Origin of the sequence: Enterobacter sp. BIDMC 26, from assembly GCF_000534435.1 — a bacterium.
Taxonomy (GTDB): Bacteria; Pseudomonadota; Gammaproteobacteria; order Enterobacterales; family Enterobacteriaceae; genus Enterobacter; species Enterobacter ludwigii.
This window is the reverse complement of sequence record NZ_KI973182.1, coordinates 134,265-146,346: the sequence shown is the minus strand read 5'-3', so window position 1 is coordinate 146,346 and position 12,082 is coordinate 134,265. Positions and strand designations below refer to the sequence as shown.

Here is a 12,082-nt window from a genome sequence, read left to right as displayed (position 1 = left end):
ACGAAAATATGCGAGCAAATACGTAATTATTGCTGCTGAGTCATCACGTCACCGAGCTTGATTTCGGCTTCTGTGCGCAGGTTGCTCATCATCGCTTCGAAAGCAATCTGGGCATTGTTCTGGGTAATACCCTGCACCATCGCTTTCTTCTGCTCTTCAGGCATCGTGCCTGCTTTCACATCGTCCAGCGCGAGCAGAACGACGTTACCCTGCATATCGGTAGTGGTACCGAAGCTTGGTTTGTCCTTCGCAGGCAGGCTCAGACCGAACGCTGCCTGACTGACAGGATCCTGACCGGTACGGCTCAGCGTTTTTGGCTCACCGAAGCTCAGACCTGCCGCTTTCAGCGCATCCTGTTTACCCGCTTTCAGGTCAACCAGAATCTTCTCAGCATCCAGTTTTGCCTGCTGTTCCGCTTTGTTGTGCTTAACCTGAGCAACCACCTGATCTTTCACTTCTGCCAGCGGTTTAATCGCTTCTGGTTTGTGCTCGCTGACGCGAAGAACAAACGCACGATCGCCGTCGACGGTAATGATGTCAGAGTTGCTGCCCGGCGTGCCGTTCTCGCCAACCAGACCACCGTTGAAGATGGCATCAGCAACCGGTTTGAAATTCAGCTCTTCCGGCAGGTTGTTACGACCGAACCAGCCGGTCTCAACCGCTTTCACCCCTGCAGCCTGCTCAGCACCCGCCAGAGATTCGTTGTCGTTGCTGGCAGCATCACTGACTTTCTGTTGCAGCGCGTAGTAAGCATCCAGCGCTTTTTCCTGCTTCACTTTCGCTGCAATATCATCGCGAACGTCAGCCAGCGGCTTGGTTTTCGCGGCCTCGATGTCATCCAGACGCGCCACCAGGAAACCAACGGAAGATTTAATGACACCCGAAAGCTGGCCTTTGTCTTTCAGACCGGCATTTTTCAGTTCGTCAGGCGTGGTGCTCTCTTCCAGCCAGCCCATATCACCGCCGTTTTTAGCAGAGATAATATCGGTGGATTTTGCTTTCGCGAGGGAGGCGAAATCAGCGCCCTTGTTCAGCTCATCCAGCACGGCTTTGGCGTCTGCCTCAGTTTTGGTCTGGATCACGCTGTAGCGGTTACGCTGCGGCTGAGTGAACTGATCCTGATGCTGATCGTAATAAGACTGAATTTCCGCGTCAGAGGCTGTTTCCTGCAGCGCGGCAGCATCCAGCTTGATGTAGCTCACACGGAACTGTTCTGGAGCAACGAAGTTACTCTTGTTCTGCTCGTAGTAGGCGTTAATGTCCGCGTCGCTAACCTGCTGCTTCGCCGCCAGAGCATTCACATCAATGGTCGCTTCACGTACCACGCGCTGCTGTGCAACCAGGGCTGCCAGCTCTTCCGTCTCACCTTTGAGCATGAAATCAGTGCCAACGACGGCATTGATGAGCTGTTGGGTTGTCAGTTGATTACGCAGAGCCTGAGCGTATTGATCGGCAGTCATGCCCATCTGATTAATGATGCCGTTGTAACGCGCATTGTCGAATTTGCCGTTAGACTGGAAAGCCTGAGTCGATAAGATGGCTTTTTTAACCTGCTCATCGCTGATGCCCAGGCCCAGTTTTTTCGCGTATTGATCCAGCAGCGCTTCGTCGATCAGACGGTTCAGGGTCTGTTGGCGCAGGGATTTCATATACCCTTCGTTTGCCGCGAGTTCAGAGAATTGGTCGCCCAGCTGTTGCTGCATACGGTTACGTTCACCGGCAAAAGCATTCTCGAACTGACCACGGCTGATCTCCTGGCCATTCACTTTTGCGGCATAGTTCGCGCCACCGCCGATAAGGTAACTGCTCACGCCGGTCAATATGAACGACACGATAATGATACCGAAAATAATCTTGAGCACGAGACTGTTAGCAGCCGTGCGTAAGCTGTCCATCATGGTGTAACAACACTCCGCTGTAGGTGACTGGTTACCTGACGCTAACGGAAAATCCTGCCCGTCGCGCGTAAAGGCGTATTGTGACAAGAAAACGGTGCGATTGTCAGCCCACAACTCGCATAAACTCGCACAAATCAGGCCTGGACAAACAAAAAAGGCACATCAAATGATGCGCCCTTGTACTATTCGGCTTCCCTGAGATGGGAAAGCAATCAGTTTACTGCGTCTTTCAGCGCTTTACCTGCACGGAAACCCGGCACTTTAGCGGCAGCAATGGTGATCTCTTTACCGGTCTGAGGGTTGCGGCCAGTACGGGCAGCACGCTCTTTAACAGCAAAAGTACCGAAGCCTACCAGTGCAACGTCGTCCCCAGCCTGCAGAGATTCAGTAACAGAAGCAATTAATGCATCTAACGCACGTCCAGCTGCAGCTTTAGAAATATCAGCACCAGCAGCAATTTTGTCAATCAGTTGAGATTTATTCACTGTTCTCTTCCTCTCTTTATAATTTATATCGCGCCTGAATCCTTCACAACGCGACCGCGCAGCAGTTATATCAGGCCTGCCATGACCTTACAACACCCGTTGTTGATGGCTGGCCTAATCAGCAATCTAAATTAGCTATACAAAAAAAGGCTGGCAAGTGCGAAATGACTTACCAGCCTTACTTTTATTGACGCTCTTTGCGCGAGGTCACTATTTTGCGGTTACAACCTGCATTCCGGAAGGTTCATTCTGCAGGGCGAGAGTCAGAACTTCCTCAATTCGCTTCACAGGATGAATCTGCAGATCGGCAATCACGTTGTCCGGAATCTCTTCCAGATCGCGTTTATTTTCGTAAGGGATCAATACGGTTTTGATCCCACCACGGTGTGCCGCCAGCAGTTTTTCTTTTAACCCACCGATTGGCAGCACCTGGCCACGCAACGTGATCTCACCGGTCATGGCCACATCGGCACGCACCGGGTTGCCGGTAAGGCAGGAAACCAGTGCGGTACACATGGCAATACCTGCGCTTGGGCCATCTTTCGGCGTTGCCCCTTCAGGCACGTGCACGTGGATATCGCGTTTCTCGTAGAAATCAGGGTTAATGCCCAATTTCTCCGCACGCGCGCGTACCACGGTCAGCGCGGCCTGAATCGACTCCTGCATCACTTCACCCAGAGAGCCGGTGTAGGTCAGCTTGCCTTTACCCGGGACACAGGCGGTTTCAATGGTCAGCAGATCGCCACCCACTTCCGTCCATGCCAGACCGGTGACCTGGCCCACGCGGTTTTCATTGTCCGCGCGACCATAGTCAAAGCGCTGAACGCCCAGATAGGCATGCAGGTTGTCGCCATTGATCACGATGTGTTTCAGGCTCTTATCCAGCAGCAGCTGTTTAACCGCCTTACGGCACAGTTTCGAGATTTCGCGCTCAAGGCTACGCACGCCCGCTTCACGGGTGTAGTAGCGAATGATGCCAATAATCGCGCTGTCCTCAACGGTCAGCTCGTTGGCTTTCAGCGCGTTACGCTCAATCTGCTTCGGCAGCAGGTGCCGTTTCGCAATGTTCAGTTTTTCGTCTTCGGTATAACCGGAGAGACGAATCACTTCCATACGGTCCAGCAGCGGCGCCGGAATGTTCATGGAGTTCGAGGTCGCGACAAACATGACATCGCTCAGGTCGTAATCCACTTCGAGGTAGTGATCGCTGAACGCCACGTTCTGTTCTGGATCAAGAACTTCCAGCAAAGCAGACGCCGGATCGCCACGCATGTCCGAAGACATTTTGTCGATCTCATCGAGCAGGAACAGCGGGTTTTTAACGCCCACTTTCGCCATCTTCTGGATCAGTTTACCCGGCATAGAACCGATGTAGGTACGACGGTGACCGCGGATCTCCGCTTCATCGCGTACGCCACCCAGCGCCATACGGATATACTTACGTCCGGTCGCTTTGGCGATGGACTGACCCAGAGAGGTTTTCCCTACCCCCGGTGGTCCCACCAGGCACAGAATCGGGCCTTTGATTTTGTTCACACGGCTCTGGACGGCGAGGTACTCAAGAATGCGGTCTTTCACGCGCTCAAGGCCGTAGTGGTCGGTATCCAGGATCTCCTGCGCCTGACGCAGGTCTTTTTTGACCTTGCTGCGGGCATTCCAGGGAACCTGAACCATCCATTCGATATAGCCACGCACGACGGTCGCTTCAGCCGACATTGGAGACATCATTTTCAGCTTCTGCAGTTCTGCTTCGGCTTTCTCTTTGGCCTCTTTCGGCATTTTCGCCGCGTCGATCTTACGCTTCAGCGCTTCGTTTTCGTCCGGCGCGTCATCCATCTCGCCGAGCTCTTTCTGAATGGCTTTCATTTGCTCATTCAGATAGTACTCACGCTGAGATTTCTCCATCTGCTTTTTAACGCGGTTACGAATACGCTTCTCAACCTGCAGCAGATCGATTTCAGACTCCATCATCGCCATCAGATATTCCAGACGTTCGTTAACGTCGGACATCTCCAGCACGGACTGTTTGTCAGCCAGCTTCAGCGGCATGTGTGCAGCGATGGTGTCCGCCAGACGCGCAGGATCGTCGATGCTGTTCAGCGACGTCAGCACTTCTGGTGGGATTTTCTTGTTCAGCTTGATATAGCCTTCGAACTGGCTAATCGCGGTGCGCACCAGCACTTCCTGCTCGCGCTCATCCAGCTGAGGTGATTCAAGGTACTCTGCCTTGGCAGAGAAATGCTCGCCATCGTCAGACAGGGTGGTAATACGCGCACGCTGCAAGCCTTCTACCAGCACCTTAACGGTGCCGTCAGGCAGCTTCAGCATCTGCAAAATAGAGGCCACGGTCCCGACGGTGAAAAGATCGTTTACACCCGGCTCATCCGTTGATGCTTCTTTCTGCGCCACCAGCATGATTTTTTTATCATGATCCATGGCGGCTTCGAGGCAACGGATAGATTTTTCCCGCCCTACAAATAAGGGTATGACCATGTGCGGATAAACCACCACATCGCGCAACGGCAATACGGGGATTTCAATGCGTTCAGAACGCTCAGGATTCATAGAGCTCTCTCTTAGTTTAGTGTCCGCCAGGTAAACTGGTCATGTCACTGTGCTTCACATAACCATTAACATGTATCCAGTATATGGGGATGTTTCCCACACATTCAACGCCGCGTATACGGAAAAATAAAAGGGGAGATAAAATCCCCCCTTTTTGATTAACTGCTTGTATGATTTGGTGAATTATTCGCCAGATGCCTGTTGCGCTTCCGGCTTGCCATAAATCAGCAATGGCTTGGTCTGGCCGCTAATGACCGACTCATCAATCACCACTTTCTCAACATCTTCCATCGACGGCAGATCGTACATGGTGTCAAGCAGCGCCGCTTCCACGATAGAACGCAGGCCACGCGCACCGGTTTTACGGATCATCGCTTTCTTGGCAATCGCGTCCAGCGCTTCGTCACGGAATTCCAGCTCAACGCCTTCCAGATTGAACAGCGCCTGATACTGCTTGGTCAGCGCATTTTTCGGCTCTTTCAGGATCTGGATCAGCGCGTCTTCACTCAGTTCGTTCAGCGTTGCCACAACAGGCAGACGGCCAATGAACTCAGGAATCAGACCAAACTTGATCAAGTCTTCTGGCTCAACCTGTGACAGCAGCTCGCCTTCGTTCGGCTTTTCGGACGAGGCTTTCACCGTCGCGCCAAAACCAATGCCGGAGCCGGTTTCAACACGGTGAGAGATCACTTTATCCAGACCGGCAAACGCACCACCACAGATGAACAGGATCTTGGACGTATCAACCTGCAGGAACTCCTGCTGAGGATGTTTACGGCCACCCTGCGGTGGAACGGCTGCAACCGTACCTTCGATCAGCTTCAGCAACGCCTGCTGCACGCCCTCACCCGATACGTCACGGGTAATGGACGGGTTGTCAGATTTACGGGAGATCTTGTCGATCTCATCGATGTAAACAATCCCGCGCTGCGCTTTCTGTACATCGTAATCGCATTTCTGCAGCAGTTTCTGGATGATGTTTTCTACGTCCTCACCCACATAACCGGCTTCGGTCAGGGTGGTGGCATCGGCCATTGTGAACGGAACATCCAGCAGACGCGCCAGCGTTTCAGCCAGCAGCGTTTTACCGGAACCGGTTGGACCGATCAGCAGAATATTACTTTTACCCAGTTCTACGCCATTGCTGGTATCACCGTTACGCAGGCGTTTGTAGTGGTTGTATACCGCCACGGCGAGCACTTTTTTCGCCTGCTCCTGACCGATGACATAGTCGTCAAGATGATGACGAATTTCATGCGGCGTTGGCAGCGCGCTGCGCTCGCGGTGAGGTGCTACTTCTTTAATCTCTTCGCGAATAATGTCGTTACATAAGTCAACACATTCGTCGCAGATATACACGGACGGCCCGGCAATCAGTTTACGCACTTCATGCTGGCTTTTGCCGCAAAAAGAGCAGTACAGCAGTTTGCCCGAACCATCTTTGCGTTTATCTGTCATGAGTCCAAACCTCTTTTTAAGTTCTTTGTGCCGCACATGACGACGCAAATGCCATTTTCAGACGCAAGCTGCTTTTAGCAACATGCCGCCCTACCTGAGTATAGCGGCACACTCGCGTCACGGGCATCAATTACGATGGGTCAAAACGGAGTCGACTAAGCCGTACTCAACAGCCTCAGAGGCAGAGAGGAAACGATCGCGCTCGGTATCGCGCTCGATCTGCTCAAGAGATTGACCCGTATGCTGCGCCATAAGTTCATTCATGCGCGCTTTTACTTTCAGAATTTCGCGGGCGTGGATTTCAATATCCGTCGCCTGCCCCTGATAACCCCCCAGCGGCTGGTGAATCATCACGCGGGAATTTGGCAGGCAGAAACGCTTACCTTTAGCCCCTGCGGTTAACAGGAACGCACCCATAGATGCAGCCTGACCCATACAGATAGTGCTGACATCTGGCTTGATGAATTGCATGGTGTCATAAATGGACATACCTGCCGTGATCACGCCGCCCGGGGAGTTAATGTACAGGTAAATGTCTTTTTCCGGGTTTTCCGCTTCCAGAAACAGCATCTGCGCCACGATCAGGTTAGCCATGTGGTCTTCCACCTGGCCGGTCAAAAAGATAACGCGCTCCTTGAGCAGACGGGAATAGATATCAAAAGAACGCTCACCACGTGAGGTCTGTTCAATAACCATTGGCACCAGAGCCATATGGGGTGCAAAGTTATCTCGTTCGCCACTGTATGACATTTCCGTCTCCTGGATCAAAATTGAAAACACCTGCTGTACTGATTGTAACCTTACGGACGGATTATCAGCCAGTCTCAATCATCGTGATTACACACTTATGGGGTTCATACTGCCCTATTTCAAGCATAACAACCTTTTGTTGTTACGCTAACACTGAAAGGGCGTTTTAGCACTCTTCCTGGGGTAAAGCCGTGATAAAAAAAACCCGTCGCCGGAAGGCAACGGGTTTTTTGTTCAAACTTTAAACCCTGGGGGCGAAATTACGCCTGCTGGTTCATCAGTTCGTTGAAAGAGGTCGCTTTTTCGGTCACTTTCGCTTTCGCCAGTACCGCTTCAACAGCCTGCTCTTCCAGGGCAACATTGCGCATGTTGTCCATCAGCTCTTTGTTCTTACCGTAGAACTCGATCACTTCTGATGGATCTTCGTATGCAGAAGCCATCTCTTCGATCAGGCCTTTCACACGCTCTTCGTCAGCTTTCAGCTCGTGGGTACGAATCACTTCGCCCAGCAGCAGGCCAACAACAACGCGGCGTTTAGCTTGCTCTTCGAACAGCTCGCGTGGCAGTTCCATCGCTTGCTGCTGGTTGCCACCGAAACGCTGTGCAGCCTGACGGCGCAGAACGTCGATTTCGCTGTCAATCAGGGCAGCCGGAACGTCGATTTCGTTCGCTTTTACCAGACCGTCAATCGCCTGAGATTTCACACGGTTACGTACAGCGCCGTTCAGCTCACGTTCCATGTTTTTACGCACTTCGGTACGCAGACCGGCTACAGAACCATCTTCCACGCCGAAACGCTTGATGAATTCTTCAGTCAGTTCAGGCAGTTCGCGCTCTTCAACTTTCTTCAGGTTGATAACGAACTTCGCTGCTTTACCTTTCAGGTTTTCAGCGTGGTACTCTTCCGGGAAGGTCACGTCGATGGTGAACTCTTCGCCCGCTTTGTGACCTTTGATACCGTCTTCGAAGCCTGGGATCATACGACCCTGGCCCATTGCCAGTACGAAGTCAGATGCTTTACCGCCTTCGAACTCTTCGCCGTCTACAGAACCGGTGAAGTCGATGGTCACACGGTCTTCCGCGTCAACAGCACCTTCTTTCTCTTTCCAGTTCGCCTGCTGCTTACGCAGAGTGTCCAGCATGCCGTCAACGTCTTCGTCAGTCACGGAAACAACAGGTTTTTCAACTTCGATAGATTCCAGACCTTTCAGCTCAACTTCCGGGTACACTTCGAACTCTACGGAGTAGGTGAAGTCTTCGCCCTGTTTGTATTCGCCTGGAACGTAATTCGGCGCACCGGCCGGATTAATTTTTTCTTTGATGATCGCATCAATAAAGTTGCGGCTCATCAGTTCACCCAGCACATCCTGACGCACGGAAGCGCCATAACGCTGAGCAACAACATTCATCGGTACTTTGCCCTTACGGAAGCCGTCAATACGTACTTTTTTTGCTACGTTGACCAGCTCGCTTTTCACAGCAGTTTCGATGCTGTCAGCAGCGATAGTAATCGTTACACGGCGGCCAAGGCCTTGAGTGGTTTCAACTGAAACTTGCATCTTGTTACCTCAAAAAAAACACAGTGCTCGGTCAACTCTGAATCTGTCTGTTATACCGGGATGCTCTCTTAGTGCAGATTCACATTCCCTGTCGCCAGAATCATCCCGAAGACATTCATTAAGACGCGGCATTATAGCGGCATCACTTAGGTGAGTCGAGAACGGTTGGGGCATGTTGCTGCGGCTTTTTTCACACTTTAAGGCTATTTTTAGCCTTAAAAACGCACCATCCGCTCAAAACTCAGACAAAACAAAACGGCCCGGAGGCCGTTTTGAGGAAATCTGTATGCAACATACTGGAAAAGCTCCAGCCGTTGCAAATCCGATTTATCAGGCGATGGTGCCTGCGCCGCGACACGGCGGCGATGCAAATACCGTATCCTGCAAGCCTTCCCATTCCTTAATGGTATAGGTGTGCAATGCCAGCGCATGTACGGTTGTGGAGAGTTCTTCCGTCAAGGTGCTGTAGATCAAGCGATGTCGGTTCAGGAAACGTTCTCCCGTGAAGCGATCGCTGACCAGAACCACTTTAAAGTGGCTTTCAGAACCTGCCGGCACGTTATGACGATAGCTTTCGTCGACGACTTCGAGGAACACAGGGTTGAACGCTGCCCTTAATTTATCTTCTATCTGTTCACGTATCATCATGAAATCACTCCTCCGACAACGCCAGGATGTCACCCATCCCTTTAAATATTAGCCGCTTTTACCGTTTCCATTACAACAAGACAACAAATATTTAGCTTTCGTCTTATTTTCTCATTCAGACGAATGAAGTTCACTGTGAGACTCATACCTTTTGACCTTCGCGCGTGGAGAAAAAGGCGGGGCTGGTCAGTTTTCGGACAAGGCGATGAATTTACATGCGTTGACCACTTCCCCTGGCCGTTAGCGATGTTATGATGGCGGCAATTTTTCTCTGTAATGCTTACGATTCGTTGAGAACCTGAAAATGTTAAAAAAACTCTTCTTTCCGTTGGTAGCACTTTTTATGCTGGCAGGCTGCGCTACCCCGCCTACAACCATTGATGTCTCCCCTAAGATTACCCTGCCTCAGCAGGATCCTAGCCTGATGGGCGTAACCGTAAGCATTAACGGTGCCGATCAGCGTCAGGATCAAGCCCTGGCTAAAGTGACCCGCGACAACCAGCAGGTGACGTTGACCGCCTCACGCGACCTGCGCTTCCTGCTGCAGGAAGTGCTCGAGAAACAGATGACTTCCCGCGGCTATATGATTGGCCCAAGCGGTGCGGTTGATCTGCAGATCATCGTGAACAACCTGTACGCTGACGTGTCCCAGGGTAACGTTCGCTACAACATCTCCACCAAAGCGGATATCGCCATCATCGCGACCGCGAAGAACGGCAACAAGATGACCAAAAACTACCGTGCGAGCTACTCTGTTGAAGGCGCGTTCCAGGCGTCCAACAAAAATATTGCTAACGCGGTTAACAGCGTGTTGACTGACACCATTTCCGATATGGCGCAGGACACCAGCATCCACGACTTCATCAAGCAAAACGCGCGTTAATCCCGCTTCCTGACCCGGTGTTTCACCGGGTCAGCTTTATATGAACATGTCGAGTCATTACTTACGTATTTTCCAGCAACCCAAATCAGCCATCCTGCTGATCCTTGGTTTCGCCTCCGGTTTACCTCTCGCCCTCACCTCCGGCACGCTGCAGGCCTGGATGACCGTCGAGAATATCGATCTCAAAACCATTGGTTTCTTCTCCCTCGTCGGCCAGGCTTACGTCTTTAAGTTCCTGTGGTCGCCGGTGATGGACCGTTATACCCCGCCGTTCCTGGGCCGTCGTCGCGGCTGGTTAGTGATGACCCAGGTCCTGTTGCTGATCGCAATCGCGGCGATGGGCTTTCTTGAACCCACGACGCAGCTTCGCTGGATGGCCGCCCTTGCGGTGGTAATCGCCTTCTGTTCTGCCTCGCAGGATATCGTTTTTGATGCCTGGAAGACGGACGTGTTGCCTGCAGAAGAGCGGGGAGCCGGCGCAGCCATTAGCGTGCTGGGCTATCGTCTGGGGATGCTGGTATCCGGTGGTCTGGCGCTGTGGGTGGCCGACCGTTATCTCGGCTGGCAGGGCATGTACTGGCTGATGGCCGCCCTGTTGATCCCCTGTATTATTGCCACCCTGCTCGCCCCCGAACCGAGCGATGTGATCCCGGTTCCACGTTCTCTGGAGCAGGCCGTTGCCGAACCTCTTCGCGACTTCTTTGGCCGCAACAACGCATGGCTTATCCTGCTGTTAATCGTCCTTTATAAGCTCGGCGATGCCTTCGCGATGAGCCTGACCACCACCTTCCTTATTCGCGGGGTCGGGTTTGATGCCGGCGAAGTCGGCGTAGTGAACAAAACGCTCGGGTTGTTTGCGACTATTGTCGGGGCCCTGTACGGCGGCGTATTAATGCAGCGTCTGACGCTCTTTCGCGCACTGCTGATCTTCGGCATCCTGCAGGGGGCATCGAACGCCGGTTACTGGCTGCTGTCGGTGACGGATAAGCATATGATCAGCATGGGCGCCGCGGTGTTTTTTGAAAACCTGTGCGGCGGTATGGGGACAGCGGCGTTTGTTGCCCTGCTGATGACCCTGTGCAACAAATCGTTTTCCGCGACGCAGTTCGCTCTGCTCTCGGCGCTTTCCGCCGTTGGTCGCGTGTATGTCGGGCCGATTGCCGGCTGGTTTGTTGAAGCCCATGGCTGGCCAACGTTCTACCTCTTCTCCGTGGTAGCGGCAGTGCCCGGGCTCTTATTGTTACTGGTCTGTCGCCAGACGCTGGAATATACCCAGCGAACAGAACACTTTATGCCACGCACGGAATATCATCGCGCTTACCGTTTTGCGTTACGACTGTTAATGGCGGGTTGCTTTGCCCTGGTGCTGTGGCTCGTGGTGCTCATTATTAATGCCACCACCTCTCTGGTACTGCCTCTCGAAGCGCTTCTGCTGGATGCCGGCGCGCTGCTGGCGGTTGTCGGCATCCTGACTGGCGGGCTGCTCGATTTCATGGCGCTGCGTAAAACGCAGTTAACCTGAAGTAAAATCCGAAAGGTTATTTCCCGTTGTAATCACGAGCCGAAATTATAACGGTGAAATAGCCGCCAGCCGCTAAAAAAAATATTTGTTGTTTTGTGCGGGATAGGATTCGGAAATTATTGGAGTCAATTGCAGAACGCTATTTTTCATTAAACGATTCAGCATCAGAGAGTTTGATTTTTCGTTTTTTAGTTGTCTTTTTATTGATAATTAATTGTTAATTTTTTGTTTATTTTTCACAATGGTTATACCAATTGCCCCTTTTAGGGTATGCTTGGGGGTCCTTTCGTTATAAAGCCCATGCCATGCGGCTT

At 52.1% G+C, this 12,082-nt stretch carries 9 protein-coding genes; 2 read left to right on the top strand and 7 right to left on the bottom strand.

The genetic code is table 11. The features are described 5' to 3' along the window. Positions 1-26: 26 nt before the first annotated feature. The 7 genes from ppiD to bolA all read right to left on the bottom strand — a co-directional run bounded on the left by ppiD (position 27) and on the right by bolA (position 9,363). A complete protein-coding gene (gene ppiD, locus L462_RS22575) occupies positions 27-1,898 on the bottom strand; it encodes a peptidylprolyl isomerase (RefSeq protein ID WP_032677519.1) in 1,872 nt (623 codons plus the stop codon). A 212-nt stretch (positions 1,899-2,110) separates the two neighbouring features. Beyond that, a complete protein-coding gene (gene hupB, locus L462_RS22580; protein WP_002444653.1) occupies positions 2,111-2,383 on the bottom strand; it encodes a nucleoid-associated protein HU-beta in 273 nt (90 codons plus the stop codon). Between the two features lie 210 nt (positions 2,384-2,593). Continuing rightward, positions 2,594-4,948 carry an endopeptidase La gene (gene lon / locus L462_RS22585; protein WP_014168872.1) on the bottom strand — a complete coding sequence of 785 codons (2,355 nt, stop codon included), beginning with the start codon at positions 4,946-4,948 and terminating at the stop codon, positions 2,594-2,596. Between the two features lie 183 nt (positions 4,949-5,131). Then, positions 5,132-6,406: an ATP-dependent protease ATP-binding subunit ClpX gene (clpX, locus tag L462_RS22590; protein WP_020885209.1), complete on the bottom strand. Its 1,275-nt coding sequence runs from the start codon at positions 6,404-6,406 to the stop codon at positions 5,132-5,134. Between the two features lie 126 nt (positions 6,407-6,532). Continuing rightward, positions 6,533-7,156 (bottom strand): ATP-dependent Clp endopeptidase proteolytic subunit ClpP, encoded by a 624-nt coding sequence (clpP, locus tag L462_RS22595; RefSeq protein WP_020885210.1) that lies wholly within the window; start codon positions 7,154-7,156, stop codon positions 6,533-6,535. 260 nt (positions 7,157-7,416) lie between these two features. Beyond that, positions 7,417-8,715: a trigger factor gene (gene tig / locus L462_RS22600; protein ID WP_014168868.1), complete on the bottom strand. Its 1,299-nt coding sequence runs from the start codon at positions 8,713-8,715 to the stop codon at positions 7,417-7,419. Between the two features lie 330 nt (positions 8,716-9,045). Next, on the bottom strand, positions 9,046-9,363 hold the full coding sequence (gene bolA / locus L462_RS22605) for a transcriptional regulator BolA (protein ID WP_013095855.1): 318 nt from the start codon (positions 9,361-9,363) through the stop codon (positions 9,046-9,048). Between the two features lie 304 nt (positions 9,364-9,667). On the opposite strand from bolA, the gene L462_RS22610 reads away from it, so the two are divergent. Further along, positions 9,668-10,246 carry a lipoprotein gene (locus L462_RS22610; protein WP_014168866.1) on the top strand — a complete coding sequence of 193 codons (579 nt, stop codon included), beginning with the start codon at positions 9,668-9,670 and terminating at the stop codon, positions 10,244-10,246. Positions 10,247-10,292: 46 nt separating this feature from the next. Then, entirely contained in the window at positions 10,293-11,768 is a 1,476-nt protein-coding gene (gene ampG, locus L462_RS22615; protein ID WP_032679650.1) for a muropeptide MFS transporter AmpG, read from the top strand. Positions 11,769-12,082: the final 314 nt, after the last annotated feature.

Coding starts and splice junctions, on each gene's coding strand:
- L462_RS22610 (WP_014168866.1), top strand. CDS start 9,668: ATGTTAAAAAAACTCTTCTTTCCGTTGGTAGCACTTTTTATGCTGGCA.
- tig (WP_014168868.1), bottom strand. CDS start 8,715: ATGCAAGTTTCAGTTGAAACCACTCAAGGCCTTGGCCGCCGTGTAACG.
- lon (WP_014168872.1), bottom strand. CDS start 4,948: ATGAATCCTGAGCGTTCTGAACGCATTGAAATCCCCGTATTGCCGTTG.
- bolA (WP_013095855.1), bottom strand. CDS start 9,363: ATGATGATACGTGAACAGATAGAAGATAAATTAAGGGCAGCGTTCAAC.
- ppiD (WP_032677519.1), bottom strand. CDS start 1,898: ATGATGGACAGCTTACGCACGGCTGCTAACAGTCTCGTGCTCAAGATT.
- clpP (WP_020885210.1), bottom strand. CDS start 7,156: ATGTCATACAGTGGCGAACGAGATAACTTTGCACCCCATATGGCTCTG.
- clpX (WP_020885209.1), bottom strand. CDS start 6,406: ATGACAGATAAACGCAAAGATGGTTCGGGCAAACTGCTGTACTGCTCT.
- ampG (WP_032679650.1), top strand. CDS start 10,293: ATGTCGAGTCATTACTTACGTATTTTCCAGCAACCCAAATCAGCCATC.